Below are 18,740 nucleotides of genomic sequence, written 5' to 3' on the forward strand. Positions count from 1 at the left end.
GCATGCTCACGGCATCGCGCGCGCCGGCGCCTCCCGGGTCAGGCGCTCGAAGGTCGCGCGGATCCGGAACCGGGCGCGGTCGAGGAGCGCCCGCTGGCGCGCCTCGCTCAGGCCCAGCATCGCCTCGGTCTCGCGCGCCCCCAGGCCCTCGACGTCGCGCTGGCGGATCACCGAGGCCTGGAGCGGCGGCAGGGCGCCGATCGCCTCCTGCACGGCCGCCCAGACCTGACGGCCCGCGAGCGCCCGCTCCAGGTCCACCTCGGACCAGTGCCAGGGCGGCTCGCGCCAATGCCCGTCGGCCAGGAAGGCATCGGCGTCGACGCCGCCCTCCTCGTCGTCCGGTCCGGCCAGATCCGAGAAGGTGCGGGTGCGTCGGCGCGCGGCGGCGGCCTTGCGGGCCATCAGGACGACGATGCCGGTGAGCCACGTGCGCAGGGACGAGCGCCCCTCGAACCCGTCGAGGTTGCGCATCGCGGCGATCCAGGCCTCCTGCACCACTTCCTCGGCGGCCTCCTGCGGCAGGGAGAGGCCGCGCGCCACCGCGACGAGCCGCACGTGGTGGCGCCGCACGAGCAGGCGGAAGGCCGCCTCCTCCCGCGCCCGAAGCCGGGGCAGCAGCTCCTCGTCGTTCGGGTCGGGCGGCGCGGTCATCGTCCGGCCCTCAGCCGTCCACGGGCGCGTCGCGGACGAGCCGGATGTCGACCTCGCGCTCCACGAAGTCCCACTCGCGGGTCGCCCGGAGGGCGGCGACGAGGGCCTCGAACGCGTCGGCCTGGGCGGGGGCGAACTCGAACCACGTGAGGAAATCGAACGGCTCGCCGAGGTCGCGGCCATGATGGAGCCGGCGCGCGACGGCCGGCAGGGCGCGCAGGCCGATCGCCGTGTGATGGGAGGTCTCCTCGAAGATCGCGCGGCGCTCGTCCTGGGCCAGCGCCCACCATGCGGGCGACTTGCGGATCGGGATCAGGGCCGCGCAGGTCGCCTCCGGGCGCGCCAGCGGCGGCTGCATCGCCGCGAGCGTGTCGATCTCGGCCCGGGTGGCGTAGCGGGCATGGCCGACGACGCCGGCGAGGCGCCAGACGCTGTCGGGCGCCTCCTCGGCGGCTCCCGCATCGACCCGCAGCCGCGCGACGGGCGCCAGCCCCTCGCCCGCCACGGCCACGAGCCGCGTCACCGCCCAGGGGCCCTGCGCGCCGCCGTGAAAGGTGATCCGCATGGCTCCCACGCCTCCGGGCACGTCACGGACGATGCGCCTCACGCGGTCCCCTTCGCCCGGACCCGCGGGACGGTTACGGCGGCGGGCATAGCGCCCGCCGCCGGCTCCTCACTCCATCGACATCGTGGCGATGTCGATGAACCAGCTGCGGGGCTGGACCACGCCCTTGACCTTCGGCGACATCGCGCGCGGACCCACGTCGTGGGCGATCCAGACGAAGGGCGCCTCCTCGACGATGCGGGCGTGGAGCTTGGCGAGCGCCTGATCGCGCGCGCCGGCCTCGAAGGTGTTGCGCGCGGCGGCGATCAGCCCGTCGAACTCGTCGTTGCCGAAGAAGCCCCAGTTGTTCGAGACCGGCGGGAAGGTCTTGGTCGAGGTAAACCGCACCATCGCGAAGAACGGGTCCATCGTGGCGAAGGACACGTTCACCGCCTGCGCCCCGCGCGCCGTCGGGTCTTTGGCGCCCTGGCGCCAGTTCGTGAACAGGGTGTTCCATTCGATGACGTCGAAGGAGACGTCGAAGTAGCACTCCTTGAGGCTCTGCTGCACGAACTCGTTCATCGGCAGGGGCTGCATCTGCCCCGAGCCCGAGGCCGAGATCTGCACCTTCACGGGCAGCGGCTTCTGGGCCGAAGAGCCCGCCTCCTTCATCAGCTTCTGGGCCGCGGCCGGGTCGTAGCGGATGTCGAAGCTCGGGTTGCCCCACCAGGGATGGCCGGGGGGCACCGTGCCCTTCGGCTCGGCCATCAGGCCGCCGAGGAATTCCTTCAGCTCCGCCCGGTTGATGCAGAGGTTGGCGGCGTGGCGCACCCGCTTGTCGCGCCAGGGCGAGCCCTCCACGAAGGACAGCTGCCAGGGCCAGACGTGCGGCTGCGGGTTCTGGTAGATCTTGAAGCCGCGGCCCTTGATCTGCTGCACGGCGTCGGGCGCGGGGGCCTCGATCCAGTCGACCTGGCCGGAGAGCAGGGCGGCCGTGCGGGCATTCGCCTCGGGCAGGGGCACCAGCACCACCTTGGGGATCTTGGGCCGGCGCTTCTCGTCCCAGTAGGCGGTGTTGGCGGCGAGTTCGAGCCGCTCGCGCGGGACGAGGCGGGTCACCCGGAACGGGCCGCTGCCGGACGGATCGGCCGCGAAGGCCGACCAGGCCTGCTTGGCGCGCTCGGCCGGGTCGGTGACGCCGGCGGGCACCGCCTGCAGCTTGGCCGCCCAATGCGCGGGCGAGGCCATGAACAGGTTGGTGAGGTTGTAGGGCAGGAAGGCGTCCGGCTCCGAGGTGGTCAGCTCGACCTTGAGCTTGTCGAGGGCGCGCGCCGAGCGCAGCGTCGGCATGCGCGAGGCGGTGACGCCGACCTGGCTCGGGTCGTAGTGCGGCGCCGTCTTGTCGAGCACCTTCTGGACGTTCCAGACCACCGCCTCGGCGTCGAGGGCCGAGCCGTCGTGGAAGCGCACCCCGTCGCGCAGCGTGAACACCCACTTGGTCTTGTCGTCGGTGACCGCCCATTCGGTGGCCAGCCCCGGGATGATGACGGAGGGCTCGTTCTCCTTCGACAGGTCCCAGTGCGTGAGCGCGTCGTAGATCGGGATGCCGGTGAAGCGGTTGCCCTCGAAGCCCTGGTCGGGCTGGCCCAGCGTGCGCGGGATGTCCACCGCCGTCATGCCGATGCGCAGCACCTTCTCCTGCGCCAGCGCCCCGCCGGCGCTCGCACCGACGATCAACGCCGCCAGCGCGCCGGCCGCCCGCATCCGCCCATCCTGTCCCCAGCCCCGTCGCATCGTTCGCTCCTCCCTTTCGGCCGGCCCGCGCCGGCGCCGCCCACCCCTTGGCAACGTACGTGCCATTATGCCCAAGCTTCCTGGCCGGGACGGGGACGGTTGAGCGATTGAAGCCCATCCGGGGCTTCCGCGCCAGTTCCGCTTCGGCTCGGCGCGGGCGATCTGCACGTCCCGGAGGCAACGAAACCGGCTGCCCCCACGTTAGCCGCTGCGGCGGCACCCTTGCCGCGAGGCTGTACTCTGGCCGCGAGGCGGCACCCTGGGCCGCGAGGACCGACCGTGATCCCACTCCGCTCCGCGTTCGCGGGTCTCCTGACCGCCGCGTGGCTGACCGGCGCCGCCGCCGCGCCCGTCCCCGACGACGTGCTGGTCGTCGGCCAGACCGCGGAGCCCGCCTCCCTCGACCCCGCCGTCAGCACCGCCACCAACGACGCCCGCATCTTGGTGAACCTCTACGAGGGGCTGGTGCGCTACCGCTCCGGCACGCTGGAGGTGGAGCCGGCCCTGGCCGAGAGCTGGACCGTCTCGGAGGACGGCCGCCGCTACACCTTCCGGCTGCGGGAGGGCGTGCGCTTCCACGACGGCACGCCCTTCGATGCCGAGGCGGTGCGGTTCCATTTCGGGCGGCTCCTCGACCGCGACCATCCGGCCGCCCGGACCGGACCCTTTCCCCTCGCGTTCCTGTTCCGGGTCGTGGAACGGGTCGAGGCGCCCGACCCGCGCACGGTCCGCTTCGTCCTGCGGGAGCCCCACGCGCCGTTCCTGGCGAATCTCGCCTACCCGACCGGCCTCATCGTCTCGCCCAGGGCCGTCATGGAGAGGGGAGGGGCCTTCGCCCGTGCCCCGGTCGGCACCGGGCCGTTCCGCTTCGCCGGCTGGCAGAGCAGCCGGAAGGTGACGCTGGAGCGCAACCCCGACTACTGGGGCGAGGCGGCCAAGCCCCGCCTCGTGATCTTCCGGCCCCTCACCGATCCCAACACCCGCGCGACCGAGATGCTGGCGGGCGGCGTCGACGTGATGGCCGAGATGCCGCCCGACGCCCTGGCGCTGTTCCGGGACCGCCCGGACTTCGCGGTCCGCGAGCAGGTCGGCCCGCATCTCTGGTTCCTGATCCTCAACACGCAGGCCGGCCCCCTGCGCGACCCGCGCGTGCGGCAGGCGGTGAACTACGCCATCGACAGGCAGGCGCTCGCCGCGCACGTCCTCCAGGGCACCGCCGTGCCGGCCCACGGCCTGATCGCGCCGGCCTTCGCCTGGGCGTACGACCCGTCGCAGCGGGGCTACCCGCACGATCCGCAGCGCGCGCGCCGGCTCCTGCGCGAGGCCGGGGCGGAGGGCGCGACCCTGCGCTTCCTCGTGGCGGAGGGCGGCTCGGGCATGCTCGATCCGGTGGCGATGGGCACGGCGATCCAGGCCGACCTCGCGGCGGTGGGCCTCACCGCCCGCATCGCCACCTACGAGTGGAACGCCTATCTGGCCCGGGTGAACCGGGGCCTGGGCGAGGATGCGGACATGGCCGAGATGGCCTGGATGACCAACGATCCCGACATGCTGCCCTCCCTGGCGCTGCGCAGCGACGCGCGGCCCGGCCAGGGCGGCTTCAACGCGGGGGGCTATGCCAACCCGGATCTCGACCGGCTGCTCGCCGAGGCGCGCCGCACCGCCGATCAGGCGCGCCGCGCCGACCTCTACCGGCAGGCCGAGGCCATCGTGGTCGCGGACGCACCGATCGCCTTCGTGGCGCACTGGAAGCAGAGCGCGGTGACCACCGCCGCCGTGCAGGGGCTGACCCTCGAACCCTCGTTCTTCCTGCGCCTGTCGGGCGTGACGAAGCGCTAGACCGGTGGGCGCCTACCTCCTCGGCCGGCTCGCCGGCCTCGTGCCGGTGCTGATCGGCCTCAGCCTGATCGTCTTCCTGATCATGGCGCTGATCCCGGGCGATCCGGCGCTCGCCATCCTCGGCCCCTACGCCACGCCGGATTCGCTCGCCCGGGTGCGGGCCGAACTCGGCCTCGACCGCAGCCTGCCGGTGCAGTACGCCGCGTGGCTCGGCCACGTGCTCGCGGGCGATCTCGGGCGCTCGCACAGCCTCAACCGCCCGGTGCTCGACGAGGTGGGGGAGCGCTTCGCCGCCACGCTCGTGCTGGCCGGGGCGGCCCTGGTGCTCGCCGCCCTGATCGGGCTTCTCGTCGGCATCGTCGCGGCGGTGCGCCAGGGCGGGACCGCCGACAGGCTCGCCACGCTCGCGGTGCTCGTCGGCATCTCGATGCCCTCGTTCTGGCTCGGCCTCCTGCTGATCCTGCTGGTCTCGGTGCGCTGGCGCCTGCTGCCGGTGAGCGGGATGTACGCCATCACCGGCGGCGAGGATCTGTCCGATCTCCTCGCCCATCTCGTCCTGCCCGCCGTGACGCTCGCGGTCGTGGCCGCGGGCGTGATCGCGCGGCTCACCCGCTCGGCCATGCTGGAGGTGCTGCGGCAGGACTTCGTCCGCACCGCCCGGGCCAAGGGCGTGCCCGAGCGCCGGATCATCGTCGCGCACGCCCTCAAGGCGGCCCTCGTGACCGTCATCCCGGTGATCGGCATCCAGGCGGGCTTCGTGCTCGGCGGCGCGGTCTACGTCGAGACCGTCTTCCAGTGGCCCGGCATCGGCCGGATGCTGGTGAACGCCATCGCCACCCGCGACGTGCTGCTGGTCCAGGGCGGGGTGCTGGTGGTGGCGACGGCCTACGTGCTGTTCAACCTCGCGGCCGACCTCCTGCAGCGCCTGCTCGATCCGAGGATCGGCGCGTGAGGGCGCTCGCCGCCCGCCTGCTCGAGAACCGCCTCGCCGCGGGCGGGCTCGCGGTGATGGCCGTCGTCGGCGCGGTCGCGCTCGCGGCCCCCCTCCTGCCGCTCGCCGACCCCAACGCCACCGCCCCGGCCGCCCGCCTGCTGCCGCCCTTCACCCCGGGGGCGTGGCTCGGCACCGACGCGCTCGGGCGCGACCTCCTCGCGCGGCTGGTCTGGGGCACGCGGGTGAGCCTCGCGGTGGGCCTCGCGGCGGCGCTGCTGGCCGCGCTCGTCGGCTCGGCCATCGGCTTGGCGGCGGGATTCCTCGGCGGGCGCACCGAGACGATCCTGATGCGCGTCATCGACGTGCTGATGGCCTTCCCCTACCTGCTGCTCGCGCTCGCGGTGGTGGCGGCGCTGGGGCCGGGGCTCCTCAACGCGCTCTACGCGGTCGTCGTCGCCAACATCCCGTTCTTCGCCCGCACCGTGCGGGGCGCGGCGGCCGCGCTGCGCGGGCGCGACTTCGTGGAGGCCGCGCGGCTCTCCGGCATGGGCGAGACCCGCATCCTCCTCACCGAGGTGCTGCCGAACGTCATGCCGGTGATCGTCATCACGGCCTCGACCACGGTCGGCTGGATGATCCTGGAGACGGCGGGCCTGTCCTTCCTCGGCCTCGGCTCGCAGCCGCCCCAGGCGGATCTCGGGGCGATGCTGGGGGAGGGGCGCAAGGTGCTGATCACCGCGCCCGCCGTCGCGGCGGTGCCGGGCCTCGTGGTCTTCCTCATCGTGATGAGCCTCAACCTGATCGGCGACGGGCTGCGCGACGCCCTCGACCCGCGCCTGCGCGGCGGCACGCCCGGACGCCCGGGCGCGGCGACGCGGGTGGCGCCCGGGCTCGCGCCCGCCGCCCCGGCCGAGGGGCTCGCCGTGCGCGACCTCACGGTCGCCTTCGCGCGGCCGGAGGGCGCAGCCGACGCGGTCCGGGGCGTGAGCCTCGCGGTCGCGCCGGGCGAGTGCCTGGGCCTCGTCGGCGAATCGGGCTCGGGCAAGTCGGTGACGGCGCATGCGGTCACCCGCCTCGTCGCCTCGCCGCCCGGGCTGATCCGGGGCGGCACCATCGCGTTCCGGGACGACGACCTCCTGGCGCTGCCGCCCGAAGGCCTGCGGCGCCTGCGGGGCCGGCGCATCGCCTACGTGTTCCAGGACCCGCTCACCACGCTGCATCCGCTCATGCGGGTGGGCGATCAGGTGGCGGAGGCGATCCGCGTGCACCGGGTGCTGCCGGCCCGCGCGGCACGCACGCGCACCCGCGACCTCTTCGCCGCCGTGATGCTGCCGGAGCCCGAAACGATCGGGCTCGCCTACCCGCACGAGCTCTCGGGCGGGCAGCGCCAGCGGGTCGCGATCGCGATGGCGCTCGCCAACGACCCCGACCTGATCGTCGCCGACGAGCCCACCACCGCCCTCGACGTCACCGTGCAGGCCGAGATCCTCGACCTGCTCGACCGGCTGCGCCGCGAGCGGCACCTCGCGATCCTGTTCATCAGCCACGACGTCGGGGTGGTCCGGCGGATCTGCGACCGGGTCGCGGTGATGCAGGGCGGGCGGATTGTGGAGGAGGGCGAGACGCGGGCGCTGCTGGCGGCCCCCCGCCATCCCGTCACGCGCGGCCTGATCGCCGCCATGCCGGTGCTCGGCCGGAGGCGTTCGGCGGAGCCGCGCCCGGTGCCGGAGGCCCGCCCGTGACCGCCGTCGAGGTGCGCGACCTCGTCAAGACCTATCCGGCGCGGCGCGCCCTGTTCGCCCGCGCGCGGCCGCCGGTGGCGGCGCTCAAGGGCGTGTCGCTCACCGTGGAGGCCGGGACGACGCTCGGCATCGTCGGGGAATCCGGCTGCGGCAAGTCCACCCTGGCGCGTTGCCTCGTCGGGCTCGTCCGGCCGACCTCGGGCACGATCCGGATCGAGGGCCGCCCGCTCGCGGATCTGGCGGCGGCCGGGCCGCGGGCGCTCGGGCGCGCGGTGCAGTACGTCTTCCAGGACCCGGTCTCCTCCCTCAACCCGCGCAAGACCATCCGGCAGGCGCTCGCCGCCCCCTTGCGCTTCCTCGCGGGCGTGGCCCCCGCCGCGCGCGAGGCGCGCAGCCGGGAGCTGATGCAGGCGGTGGGGATGGAGGCGGAGCATCTCGACCGCTTCCCGCACGAGTTCTCGGGCGGGCAGGCCCAGCGCATCGCCATCGCGCGGGCGCTCGCCGCGGGGGCGCGGGTGATCGTCCTCGACGAGCCGGTCTCCGCCCTCGACCTTACCGTGCAGGCGCAGGTGCTGCGCCTGCTCGCCGACCTGAAGGCCCGGCACGGCCTCACCTACCTGTTCATCAGCCACGACCTCGCGGTGGTGGAGGCCGTGGCCGACCGGGTGGCGGTGATGTCCGGGGGGGAGATCGTGGAGGAGGGTGCGCCCGCGGAGGTCTTCGCGGCACCGACGCATCCCTACACGCAAAGGCTCGTCGCCGCGGTGCCGCGGATGACGGGATAACGCCTCCTCCGGTTCCGCCGGGGGGCGGCGTTCAGCCGAAGGCCCCCACCTCGTGCTGGATCATGCCGCTGACCTCGCGCACCTGCGCGAACAGGCGGCCGATCGGCGCGAACAGCGTGCGGTGCTCGGCCTCGTAGGTGCCGACGCCGCGCGGCCCCGGCGGCTCGCCGAAATTGAGCCCGAGGGTCGGGTCCGGCGTGACCGGGAAGATCTCCTCCAGCATCGTCAGGCAGGCGGCGACGTCGAGGCGCAGCAGGCGCTCCAGGAGGGATTCGCGGGTGACGCCGCCCTGGGGCCTGAAATCCGGGATGTGGACCGCCAGGAACCAGATCCGGTGGACCAGCGCGAGGCGCAGGCCGTGCAGCAGGGTCAGCCGCACCGACATGCTGCCGAGATCGGGCGCCACGGATTGCAGCATCAGATGGTCGTGCGTGAGGCGCCCGAACAGCCGGCGCAGGCGGGGCGCGAGGTCGAGCCGGTCGAGGGCCGCCGCGATGGCGACGATCTCCTCGCGCCGCCCGTCCCGCGTGGCCCGCCGCGCCCGCTCCAGCCACATGCCGGGGTCGAGCGTGTCGATGTAGGCGCGCAGCACGTCGAGGTCGCTGTGGCCGGCGGCGTGCTGGGCGAGGCTGAAGGCGCGGCCGAACCGCTCCGATTGCGCGCGCATGTCGCGGAACAGGTCCGGCGCGCGGGCCGCGGCGAGCCCGATCCCGTGCAGGGAATTCGCGAGGTAGCCGAGCTGCTGCAGGATGGCGTTGTTGGGGATCGCCCGCATCTGGCGCGGATGCGTGATGGCGGCGGGGCCGCCCGCATCCGACTGCCGGGCGACCGGGCGCGAGCCGGTGCGGTCGATGAGGCTCGGGCCGAAGGTGCCGAGCAGGGCCGCGTAGCCCGGATCGTCCACCAGCGTGCCCATCGACTGGCGCACGCCGGTGAAGAACTCGGTGGCGAAGTCCGGCTCGTCGTAGATAGGGTCGGGCGCCGGCTCGCCGGCCGCGAAGACGTGCTCGACGATGCGCAGCACGGTCGCCCGGGCGAGCGGGGCGGTGCCGAACATCAGGTAGCCGTCGCTGCCCTGGAAGCTCGATTCGAGCCGGACCTTGAGGTTGGCCTCGCGGTTGCGCCGCCGGGCGTGGCCGGGGGCGAGATAGGCGAGGCGGTCCTTCAGGCTCGCCGGATGGGCGCCCCGGCCGATCGATTCGCCGTGGGTGTCGAAGATGACGAGTTCGACATCCGTGAGGTCGTTCTGGACCATCAGCTCGCCGATGCGGAAGCGCAGGCGCTCGATCCAGAAGGTGGCGGCGATCTGCCCGACGTAGCGGCCCGAATCGGAGTAGCCGAACTGCACCACCAGCCGGCCGAGGCGCTTGAGGTAGCGCCGCCAGTGCGGCGAGCGCAGCGCGTCCTCGATCGCGTGCACGCCCTGTTCCAGGGCCGAGGCGGTCTCGAACAGCGGGGTGATCTCGACCTTGTCGCCGATGCCGAAATGCTCCGCGAGCCAGAGCGCGGCGAGCAGGGTGTAGCCGGTCTCGGTCTCGGCGATGAGGAAGCGCACCGGGTGGGTGCCGTCCACGTGCTTGAGGATCTGGGCGATCGTCATCATCAGGCGCGCCGCCGAGGCCCGCTCGGCGGCGAGCGCCCCGAAATCCACCGGCACCGCCGTGACGTGGTCGAGGAGCGTGTTGATGGCGGTCAGATGCGAGCGGCGCTGGGCCGGGTCGATGGGGTCGCCGTCGCGGTCGAGCGACCGGCGCACCGCATTGTGGACCTGCGTCGCGTTGAGCCGGAAATGCGGCAGGCCGTTCTGGAGCCCGTGCGCGGCGCAGCCCGCCCGCAGCACGCAGAGCGACAGGCGCGCCTCGTCGTCGGCCGCCCCCGCCACCGCCGCGTCGAGGGCGGCCAGCAGCGGCCCGGCCTCGGTCTGGGCGCGCTCGCGCTCGATGATCAACGCCAGGGCGAAGCGGTGGACCACGTCGAGGCCCGGCTGGTCGCCGAGCTTGGGGGCTACCGCGAGCTGGCGCTCCACGGCGTCGCGCGCGCTCTCGGCGAGACGCCGGACCGGGGCGGCGGCGGGATCGTCGGGCAGCTGCGCCAGCACCCGGTCGAGCTGCGCGCATTTCGATTCGAGCCGGTAGCGCAGGGTGTCCCACCAGCCGATGTCGGTGCGTCCGTCGGTGTCGCAGCCGACCCAGGAGGCGATCACCACGGGCTGGGGCACGAGTTCGCTCCAGCGGTCGGGCCAGCGCGCGCGGGCGGCGCGCAGCAGCGCCGCGTTGAGCGCGTCGAGGGCCGCCCGGCCGTGCTGGACGGCGTGGCGCGCCTGCGCGAATTCGTCGTTGAGCGTGATGACCGGATCGGGCCGGGAGGACAGGCCGGCGACGTCCGCGAGCCGCCCGCGGCGCTCCTCGGCCCGCGGCAGCGAGGCGGCCTCCGCCAGGGCATGGGCCACGGCCTTGGGCATGCCGAAGGTCGGGTGGGCGGTGAAGACCGCCGCGAAGCGCGGGCGCTCCAGCCGCGCCCGGGCGGCCTCGAAATCCGCCTCGCCCGAATGCGTGTCGCCGATCACCAGCGGCACCGCGGCATCGAGGTCGTCGCCCGCTCCCTCGTCCAGGCCGACATAGCCGCGCAGGCGGGCCGCCCGCTCCTCCAGCGCCTGCAGCCGCAGGCTGCCGAACAGCCCGTCGAGATCGGCTTCCGTCACCTCGCCCCGGTCCATGCGGCGGCTGATCGCCAGCGCGATGGTCAGGACGGGGTTGCGGAACGGGTCCTCGCTCGCCTGCTGGCGCGCCTGCTCCACGAGGCCCCTGAGGTCGTCCTCCAGGGTCTCCGGGCTGCGGTGCGGGTCGGGGCTCTCGTCGGGCCTGTACATCGGCATCTCGTCACACGCCTGCAATCCGCGGGAAGCGGGGCTCGCAAGCCCACGCAAGGACCGTTCCGCTCGGGCGGCACGCCGATGCCGGACGGGATCGCCCGATGGTCCGCGCCGCCCCCCTAGCATGCCGCCGTGACGATTCGTCATGCGGAACGACAGCCCCGGCGGGCCCGCAGCAGAGCGCGTCCCGGCCGGCGCTTGCCTTTTGCGGCGGCAGGGGGTCAATCGGAGGATGCGCCCCGCGCGTCACGATCGAGGCGCCGACGCGACCCCGACCGGCCGATGCCGGGGGGGCGACGGCCGGGTTGGGTGGAGATGGTCGGGATCCTGGTTGCCGCGGCAGCGATTCTCTTCGTGGGCATCGGCCTGTTGATCGCCCGCGCCTTGAGCCAGCGCCCGCCGCTGCGCCTGCCGCACGAATACGCCCTGGAGGAGCGCGGGGAGGAACTCTACGACGTCGGCGGGCCGCGGCCCGCGAGCCCCGTCGACCGGACCGCGACCGTGCTGGAGGCCGGCCCGGAGGGGTCCGCGCCGGATCAGGGTGCCCCGCCTCCCTCCCTGCCCCGCCGGACCCCGCCCCAGGTGATCGAGCACGATCCCGGCGAGCATCGCGACGAGGGGACGCGATGAAGGGTCCGGGCGCGATGAGGCGGGAGCGATGAGGATGGCGAGAGGGATGGGGGCCGGAGCCGGGTTCGCCCTCCTCCTCGCCGCCGGGGCCGCCGGCGCCCAGGAGGCGCCCGCCGTCGCCTGCGGCCGGCAGGCGGCGCAGTTCGCGGCCGGGACCAAGTTCAGCCTCTGGGTGACGCGCCGGGGCGTCCTGACCCGCGACAATCCCCTGCGCCCCCTGTCGCCGGAGGTGCTGGAGGTGCTGCAGGTGGTCATCCGCGGCAAGGCCGCGACCGCCTACGGCCCCGACCACGACAACCTGCGCCGCGGCCCGGCGCCCGCGAGCCTCGAAGCGCAGAGCGGCGGTGCACGGATCCGCTGGGGGGAGACCGCGGACGGCCTGCCGGCACTCCTGCGCATCCGGGCCGACGACAGCACGGCGGTGCTGGCCGAACTGCGCTTCCAGGCCTGCGGAGACGCCCCGAAGGTGGCCGAGCCGAAGCGGCCGGCGGCCAAGCCGGCCGGACCGGCCGCCGGCGCGAATGCGGAGCCCGGGGCGGAGAGGCCCGCCAAGCCGAGATCTCAGGACAGGCCGCAGCCCAAGCCGCAGCCCAAGCCCGAGCCGACCCACACGCCGGGCGGCTTCGTGCTGCCGCAGGGCGCCATTCCGTGACCGGGCCGGAACGAACGCGCCATCCGCCGCTTGACCTCAGGGTCCGGCGCGGCCGTTCGCCGGCGCTGATCGGGAGATGGGGATGATCGGATCCTGGCTGCGCCTCTCGATGGAGGCGGCCCGCCTCGCCGCCGAGGCCAACATGGTGATCGGCCTGCGGGTGGCGAAACTCTCCCGCGGCGGCCCGGCCGCCCGGAAGGAGGCGCGCCGCATGGTGTCGGAGAAGGTCGAGGCCGCGGCCCGCGCGGCGCAGCTCACGGCCACGGGCGGCACGCCCCTGCAGGTGGTGAAGGGCTACCGGCGGAAGGTGCGGGCCAACGCCAAGCGGCTGCGCAAGGGCTGACCGCCGACACCTCGTCACACCGTCCGGGCGCGACCGCCCGGCGAGCCTGCCGAGAGGTCTTGTGCTGCACCCGTCCCGGCGCCGCCCTGGTGGCCGGGCCGGCGAAAGCTGTCGGGAGCGGATCCCGGCGTCCCGGAAGGACGCCGGGTCGGGCGGCCTACTTGCGGGCCGCCATCATGTCGTGGGCGAGCACCGTGAGCTTGCCGATCAGGCTTGAAATGTCGCCGTGGGTGCAGGACCATTGCGTCCCGATCGAGCCGCCATCCGCGGAGACCGACACGACCGCGACCGAGCGCAGCTTGCCCTCGCGGGCGAGGCGGAGCTGCTCCTGCAGCACCTCGATCATCGAGACCGTGCCCTCGTCCGCGGGGGCGGCGGGGACGACCTGGGGGAAGGTGAGCACGCGGGTCTGTTCGGAGGCGGGTTCGGTCATGGAACTCTAGCGCACGCGGGTTGAGGCGGAGGTCGGGGCTTGAGCCTCCCGGTCGAGCCGCGCCAGGAGATCGGCGAGGCTGTCCGCGAGGTCGGACGGCAGGGCCTCCGACAGGCAGGGATCGAAGACCGCCTGCAGGCCGGGGGCGAGGGCGCCGACGAGGTGCTCGCCGCCGCACGGAGACGCTTCCGGACACCGAAGCGCGGGCTGGACCGGGACGGCTTGCAGCCATCGGCCGGGTCGGGTCTGGGACGTCATCGCTCCCTCCGGGGCTGCACGTCGTCTCTCCCGGCGCAACCCTGCCGATCCGGACGCGGATCACAATCCCCCGCGTGCGGCCGAGCTTCCGGTTCCGGATGCGTTGTGGTGGTGGGGCCACACCGGCGGAAGGGTCCGATGCAGCCCAGGTCCGCCCGCCGCGAAAAGCGCGGGACTGCTGGCGCGGCGCGGAGCGATCATTAACATGGGTTAAGTCGCAGGGGTGAGGCTTGCGTCCACACTTACGCCTGGTTGTGAGATCGGCGTCCCATTGTCCCAGTTTCTGATCATGAAGCTCGAGCACTACGCGCGCCTGTCCGCCGAGGAGAAGGACGCGCTCGACGCGCTCACGCAGGTGCGGACGCGGCGGGTGCGCTCGCGCGACGACATCATCCGCGAGGGGGATGCGCCGAGTGTCATCAACGTGGTGCTGGAGGGCTGGGCCTGCCGCTACAAGACCCTGGAGGATGGCCGGCGCCAGATCATCGCCTACCTGCTGCCGGGCGACGTCTGCGACTTCAGCGCGCCGGTCCTGCGGGAGATGGACCACTCGGTCGGGGCCATCACCACCGTCACCCTGGCGGAGATCGCCGTGGAGAGCGTGGGGCACCTCTTCGCCACCTACCCGCGCCTGACGCAGGCCTTGTGCTGGGATGCGCTCACGTCCGTGTCGATCCAGCGGGAATGGACCGTCAATGTCGGGCAGCGCACCGCCTTCGAGCGGCTCGGGCATCTCCTGTGCGAGCTGTTCGTGCGGCAGCGGCTCCTCGGCCTGACACGGGGCGGCGTCTGCGACCTGCCGCTCACCCAGGCGGAGATCGCCGACACGATCGGCCTCTCGGTGGTGCACGTGAACCGCACCCTGCAGGACCTGCGCAGCGCCGGGCTGATCTCGCTCGGCGGGCGGGAGCTGACGATCCACAGGCTCGAAGCGCTGCAGCGGGCGGTGCTGTTCAATCCCAGCTACCTGCATCTCGGCCACGAGGGCCGCCACCTCGATGCGCCGCCGCCAAATCCCTGAGGCCAAGTCCCTGAGGCCAAGTCCCTGAGGCCAAGTCCCTGAGGCCGGCCGGAAACCCGGCCGCGGCCTGCCCGAACGTCATGCTCCGCTCGTCACTAAAATGACACGGTCGTCCTGAGGCTCGCCGCACTTCACGGCCGGAACCCGTCCCGCATGCTGACCGGATCAGCCATCACGCGCGCGCTCATCATCGTGGTCCTGGCCGCGGGCCTCGCCGGCCTGTGGCACCTGCTGATGCCGGGTCCCCGGCCGCCGGTGGTCCCCTCCGCGGCGCCGCCGGCGGCGGCGCCCGCGCCGCGTCCGCCCGAGCCTCCCCCGCCCACCGCGGAACAGCCCGCCCGCGCGGCCGATGCGGGGACCGGCCCCGCACCCTCACGCCCCCCGGCCATCCCTCCGCCGCCTCCAGCCGCCGAGGCGCCGCCGCCCGCCCCGCCGGTGTTCCCGCCGCCGGTCTTCTCGCCGCCGGCCGCCACGCTGCCGCCGGAGCCGCCCGCCGAGGCGCCCCGGGCGCCCGCCGGGGCGGTGGACCTCAACACCGCGTCGCTCGCCGAGCTGAACGGCCTGCGCGGCGGCGGGCTGATCGGCAAGGCGATCATCGCCGGGCGCCCCTACGCCGCGCCGCAGGATCTGCTCTCGAAGCGCGTCCTGAGCCGGGCGGTGTTCGAGCGGATCAAGGATCAGGTCACGGTGCGCTGACGGGGCGGGCGGTCAGGCCCGCGTGGCCTCGAAGCCCCGGCGGATCGTGTCCGCATCGAGGTTGCGGCCGATGAAGACGACGCGCGACTCGCGCGGGTCCCCCGGCTTCCACTCGTCCTGGAGGTCGCCGTCGAGGATCATGTGCACGCCCTGGAAGACGAAGCGGCGCGGCTCGTCGGGGAAGCTGACGATGCCCTTGCAGCGCAGGATGTCGGGGCCCTGCACCTGGGTGAGGTCCGAGATCCAGGGCATGAACTTGTTCGGGTCGACCGCCCCCGGCAGCCGCGCCGAGATCGACCGGATCTCCTCGGCATGGTGATGGTGGTGGCCCTCCTCCAGGAATTCGGGCTCCACGGTCATGATCCGGTCGAGGTCGAAGGCCTTGCGGTCGAGCACCGCGTCGAGGGGCACGGCGCATTGCACGGTGCGGTGGATGACGGCCGAGGGATTGATCGCCCGGATCTGCCGCTCGACCGCGGCGAGGCCCGCCTCGTCCACGAGGTCGGCCTTGTTGAGCAGGATCACGTCCGCGAAGGCGATCTGGTTCTTGGCCTCGGGGGCGTCCTTCAGACGGTCGGACAGCCACTTGGCATCCGCCACCGTCACCACCGCGTCGAGGCGGGCGGCCTCGCCCACGTCCTGGTCGACGAAGAAGGTCTGGGCCACGGGGGCGGGGTCGGCGAGGCCGGTCGTCTCGACGATGATCGCGTCGAACTTGCCCTTCCGCTTCATCAGGCCGTCCATGATGCGGATCAGGTCGCCGCGCACGGTGCAGCAGATGCAGCCGTTGTTCATCTCGAACACTTCCTCGTCGGCCCCGACCACGAGGTCGTTGTCGATGCCGATCTCGCCGAACTCGTTGACGATCACGGCGTAGCGCTTGCCGTGCGGCTCGGTGAGGATGCGGTTGAGGAGGGTGGTCTTGCCGGCACCGAGGTAGCCGGTGAGCACGGTGACGGGGATCTTGTCCGACATGCGGCGACTCATTCGTGGGGCTGGATGGCCGGATCGGGTCGGCGGGAATGGCGTCGATATAGTGTGCCGCTCCGGCTCCCGCGAGGGTGGCGCGCAGCGGAACGGCAGGCGCCGGTCTGGCGGGGCTCCTGCCGCTGCGTTGCCGCCCAACCGGTCCGTCGGCGCAGGGGGCTCAGAGGCTGAAGCGGTCGACGTCGCGCAGGAGCGCCACGAAGGCGCGCGCGCCGTGGTCGAGGGCGGTCCACCCGGCCTGCGCGGTGGCGAGCGCCGCGTTGCCGATGGCGCCCTCCGGGTTGAGATCCTCGGCGAGCCACGCGAAGGCGGCCGGACGGCCCGCGCTGAGATGCGTGAAGTCCCGCGCCATCGCCCGGGTGCGGGGCACGAAGTCCCGCACCGCCTCGCGCCGCACGAGGTCGGGGCGGAGCGCCAGCATCAGGGCGGTCTCGATCCCGCCGCCGTGGATGCCGTGGCGCACCTCGTCCTCCGGGAAGAGGCCGGGCGGGTAGCCGAACCGGCTCCAGGCGGTGGTGACCGCCAGAAGGCCGCAGGCGCGGCGCAGCTCGAGCGCCACGAGATCGATGAGGGCGCTGTTGCCGCCGTGGGAGGTGACGAGGACGAGCTTGCGGCAGCCGGCCCGGTGCACGGCGGTGCCGATCTCGACCCAGGCCCGCAGGGCCGTCTCCCCGGTGAGCGTCAGGGTCCCGGGAAAGCTCAGGTGCTCGTCGGACTTGCCCACCGCCTGCACGGGCAGGAGCAGCACGTCGAGGTCGTCGGGCACCAGCGCCGCCGCGCGGGCGAGATAGCCCTCGGCGATGATCGCGTCGGTGCCGAGTGGCAGGTGCGGCCCGTGCTGCTCCACGGCCGCCACCGGGAGCACCGCGACGGCGCGCTCCATCGGACGGGCGCGCATCTCGGCGCTGGTGAGATCCTGCCAGGGGCGGGCCGGCATCGGGGTCTGGCTCCGGTGGGAGAGGTCCGAGATCTACGCCGGATCGGTGGCCTGCGCCTACGCCGCAGGGCGCGGTTGCCCTGTGCATGGGGCGCAGGCTGTCATGTGTCCGTCACGGCGCGACGGCAGAGGGCCTGTAGGATGACGTCGTGCCCCGAGGGCCGCGGGGTCGCGCGGCCGGAGAGAGGAACGTTTCGCGATGGCAGCGGTCGAGCCGGCACTGCCCCCGGAGGCCGAGGAGCGGCCCCGCAAGGCGGCCAAGCGCCTGCGCCCGCCCGGCGCCAAGAGCGTCGGCTGGGCGCTGGTGCAGGCCGCCCGCATGCATCGCGGCCGGATCGGCGACCGGCTCGCCGCCCTCGGCCTCTTCGCCGGCCAGGAGCAGGTGGTGCAGGCGCTGGCCGCCGCCGGCACCATGACGATGGGCGATCTCGCCGCGACGCTGCGGGTGCGGCCGCCCACCGCCTCCAAGACCGTGACGCGGCTCGCCGCCCTCGGCTTCGTCGAGCGTCAGGCCGAGGCCGGCGACGGGCGGATCGTGCGGGTGCGCCTCACCGAGGCGGGTCTGGCCAAGGCGGCGGCCATCGACCGGATCTGGGACGAGGTCGAGGCCGAGATGCTCGACGGGTTCGAGGGCAAGGAGCGCCGCCGCCTGCGCAAGCTCCTGCGCCGCGCCGCCCGCAACCTCGCGGGCGCCTCGGGCCTCGACGTGCAGGAGGCCGACGACGACCTCGACGGTCCCGGTCTGGAGGCGGGCGAGGGCGACCGGGACGCCGATTAGGCGGGGGCGGCCGGACGGCCTTCGGGGCCGCCCTATCTCCCTGCCGGCAAGGCACGGAGGACCGCCGTCATGGGACATGAGAACAGATCGGCGCTGATCGTCGGCGCGTCGCGGGGGCTCGGCCTCGGTGTGGTGCAGGCCCTCATGGCCCGCGGCTGGGACGTGACCGCGACCGCGCGGGGGCCGGCCCCGGGTCTCGACGGCCTCGAGCCGGCGCCGCGGATCGAGCGGGTCGACATCGACGACGATGCGGCGGTGGCCCGGCTCGCCGAGACCCTCGCGGGCAGGCGCTTCGACGTGGTGTTCATCGTCGCGGGCGTCGCCACGGAGGCGCACGTGCCGGTGCCGCAGGGCAGCCGCGCCAGCGCCCTCAAGGTCTTCGAGACGAACGCGATCAGCCCGATCCGCGCCGCCGAGGCGCTGGTGCCGCGCGTGGCGCCGGGCGGCCTCGTGGTGCTGATGAGTTCGATCCTCGGCAGCGTCGGCGCCAACGAGAGCGGCGGCTGGGAGAGCTACCGGGCGAGCAAGGCCGGCCTCAACACGCTCGCGCGCAGCTTCGAGGTCCGCCACCGCGACGCCCCGTTCGGCGTCGTGCTGCTGCATCCGGGCTGGGTGCGCACCGACATGGGCGGGCCGGAGGCGGATATCGACGTGGCGACGAGCGCCGCGGGCATGGCGGAGGTGCTGGAGCGCCGGCTCGGGCAGAAGGGCTGCGTCTACCTCGACTACCGGGGCGAGACGCTGCCCTGGTGATCGCGACGCGCGGGCCCGGGGCCCGGCCGGGCGCCACGGTGGCCAGCCCCGATGCGGGCCTCACAGGCCGAGGCCCGGCCGAGCGCCACGG

19 protein-coding genes are annotated in these 18,740 nt (G+C 73.9%); 11 read left to right on the forward strand and 8 right to left on the reverse strand.

Translation table 11 applies throughout. From position 1 onward, the window contains the following. Window positions 1-6: 6 nt before the first annotated feature. The 3 genes from MFF61_RS02090 to MFF61_RS02100 all read right to left on the reverse strand — a co-directional run bounded on the left by MFF61_RS02090 (window position 7) and on the right by MFF61_RS02100 (window position 2,989). On the reverse strand, window positions 7-651 hold the full coding sequence (locus MFF61_RS02090; RefSeq protein ID WP_238233457.1) for an RNA polymerase sigma factor: 645 nt from the start codon (window positions 649-651) through the stop codon (window positions 7-9). Between the two features lie 10 nt (window positions 652-661). Next, on the reverse strand, window positions 662-1,216 hold the full coding sequence (locus tag MFF61_RS02095) for a chlorite dismutase family protein (RefSeq protein ID WP_238233458.1): 555 nt from the start codon (window positions 1,214-1,216) through the stop codon (window positions 662-664). A 108-nt stretch (window positions 1,217-1,324) separates the two neighbouring features. Further along, entirely contained in the window at window positions 1,325-2,989 is a 1,665-nt protein-coding gene (locus MFF61_RS02100; RefSeq protein ID WP_238233459.1) for an ABC transporter substrate-binding protein, read from the reverse strand. Between the two features lie 279 nt (window positions 2,990-3,268). Between MFF61_RS02100 and MFF61_RS02105 the strand changes: the two genes are divergently transcribed. The 4 genes from MFF61_RS02105 to MFF61_RS02120 are packed head-to-tail and all read left to right on the forward strand — an operon-like array spanning window position 3,269 to window position 8,289. Continuing rightward, window positions 3,269-4,828, forward strand: coding sequence for an ABC transporter substrate-binding protein (locus tag MFF61_RS02105; RefSeq protein WP_373324552.1), 1,560 nt, complete (start codon window positions 3,269-3,271; stop codon window positions 4,826-4,828). A 4-nt stretch (window positions 4,829-4,832) separates the two neighbouring features. Beyond that, window positions 4,833-5,780, forward strand: coding sequence for an ABC transporter permease (locus tag MFF61_RS02110; RefSeq protein WP_238233460.1), 948 nt, complete (start codon window positions 4,833-4,835; stop codon window positions 5,778-5,780). Between the two features lie 56 nt (window positions 5,781-5,836). Continuing rightward, complete coding sequence (locus tag MFF61_RS02115; protein WP_238233553.1) at window positions 5,837-7,504, forward strand: dipeptide/oligopeptide/nickel ABC transporter permease/ATP-binding protein; 1,668 nt, start codon at window positions 5,837-5,839, stop codon at window positions 7,502-7,504. Continuing rightward, window positions 7,501-8,289, forward strand: a complete 789-nt coding sequence (locus MFF61_RS02120) for an ATP-binding cassette domain-containing protein (RefSeq protein WP_238233461.1) — start codon at window positions 7,501-7,503, stop codon at window positions 8,287-8,289. Before MFF61_RS02115 ends, MFF61_RS02120 begins: the two co-directional genes overlap by 4 nt. 31 nt (window positions 8,290-8,320) lie before the next feature. Here MFF61_RS02120 and MFF61_RS02125 read toward each other — a convergent pair whose 3' ends face one another. Continuing rightward, window positions 8,321-11,158, reverse strand: coding sequence for a phosphoenolpyruvate carboxylase (locus MFF61_RS02125; RefSeq protein ID WP_238233462.1), 2,838 nt, complete (start codon window positions 11,156-11,158; stop codon window positions 8,321-8,323). Between the two features lie 318 nt (window positions 11,159-11,476). Here MFF61_RS02125 and MFF61_RS02130 point away from each other — a divergent pair, with 318 nt between their 5' ends. From MFF61_RS02130 to MFF61_RS02140, 3 genes are all read left to right on the forward strand, one after another. Continuing rightward, complete coding sequence (locus MFF61_RS02130) at window positions 11,477-11,791, forward strand: hypothetical protein (protein ID WP_238233463.1); 315 nt, start codon at window positions 11,477-11,479, stop codon at window positions 11,789-11,791. A 34-nt stretch (window positions 11,792-11,825) separates the two neighbouring features. Further along, window positions 11,826-12,443, forward strand: a complete 618-nt coding sequence (locus MFF61_RS02135) for a hypothetical protein (protein ID WP_238233464.1) — start codon at window positions 11,826-11,828, stop codon at window positions 12,441-12,443. A gap of 82 nt (window positions 12,444-12,525) precedes the next feature. Continuing rightward, entirely contained in the window at window positions 12,526-12,786 is a 261-nt protein-coding gene (locus MFF61_RS02140) for a hypothetical protein (RefSeq protein WP_238233465.1), read from the forward strand. A 157-nt stretch (window positions 12,787-12,943) separates the two neighbouring features. On the opposite strand, the gene MFF61_RS02145 is transcribed toward MFF61_RS02140, so the two are convergent. Together MFF61_RS02145 and MFF61_RS02150 are read right to left on the reverse strand one after the other, a co-directional pair. Next, window positions 12,944-13,219: a hypothetical protein gene (locus MFF61_RS02145; protein WP_238233466.1), complete on the reverse strand. Its 276-nt coding sequence runs from the start codon at window positions 13,217-13,219 to the stop codon at window positions 12,944-12,946. A 6-nt stretch (window positions 13,220-13,225) separates the two neighbouring features. Further along, window positions 13,226-13,477: a hypothetical protein gene (locus MFF61_RS02150; RefSeq protein ID WP_238233467.1), complete on the reverse strand. Its 252-nt coding sequence runs from the start codon at window positions 13,475-13,477 to the stop codon at window positions 13,226-13,228. A gap of 271 nt (window positions 13,478-13,748) precedes the next feature. Between MFF61_RS02150 and MFF61_RS02155 the strand changes: the two genes are divergently transcribed. Both MFF61_RS02155 and MFF61_RS02160 read left to right on the forward strand, forming a co-directional pair. Continuing rightward, the gene (locus MFF61_RS02155; protein WP_238233468.1) at window positions 13,749-14,498 is read left to right on the forward strand and encodes a Crp/Fnr family transcriptional regulator; all 750 of its coding nucleotides are present in this window, start codon (window positions 13,749-13,751) and stop codon (window positions 14,496-14,498) included. A 153-nt stretch (window positions 14,499-14,651) separates the two neighbouring features. After that, window positions 14,652-15,194 carry a helix-hairpin-helix domain-containing protein gene (locus MFF61_RS02160; RefSeq protein WP_238233469.1) on the forward strand — a complete coding sequence of 181 codons (543 nt, stop codon included), beginning with the start codon at window positions 14,652-14,654 and terminating at the stop codon, window positions 15,192-15,194. Between the two features lie 12 nt (window positions 15,195-15,206). On the opposite strand, the gene MFF61_RS02165 is transcribed toward MFF61_RS02160, so the two are convergent. Together MFF61_RS02165 and MFF61_RS02170 are read right to left on the reverse strand one after the other, a co-directional pair. Next, window positions 15,207-16,169: a CobW family GTP-binding protein gene (locus MFF61_RS02165; protein ID WP_238233470.1), complete on the reverse strand. Its 963-nt coding sequence runs from the start codon at window positions 16,167-16,169 to the stop codon at window positions 15,207-15,209. A gap of 172 nt (window positions 16,170-16,341) precedes the next feature. Continuing rightward, entirely contained in the window at window positions 16,342-17,118 is a 777-nt protein-coding gene (locus MFF61_RS02170) for a creatininase family protein (RefSeq protein ID WP_238233471.1), read from the reverse strand. Window positions 17,119-17,317: 199 nt separating this feature from the next. Here MFF61_RS02170 and MFF61_RS02175 point away from each other — a divergent pair, with 199 nt between their 5' ends. Together MFF61_RS02175 and MFF61_RS02180 are read left to right on the forward strand one after the other, a co-directional pair. Continuing rightward, on the forward strand, window positions 17,318-17,896 hold the full coding sequence (locus MFF61_RS02175) for a MarR family winged helix-turn-helix transcriptional regulator (protein ID WP_238233472.1): 579 nt from the start codon (window positions 17,318-17,320) through the stop codon (window positions 17,894-17,896). 69 nt (window positions 17,897-17,965) lie between these two features. Continuing rightward, window positions 17,966-18,649, forward strand: coding sequence for an SDR family oxidoreductase (locus tag MFF61_RS02180; protein WP_238233473.1), 684 nt, complete (start codon window positions 17,966-17,968; stop codon window positions 18,647-18,649). Window positions 18,650-18,740: the final 91 nt, after the last annotated feature.

This window comes from Methylobacterium isbiliense (genome assembly GCF_022179325.1).
GTDB lineage: Bacteria > Pseudomonadota > Alphaproteobacteria > Rhizobiales > Beijerinckiaceae > Methylobacterium > Methylobacterium isbiliense.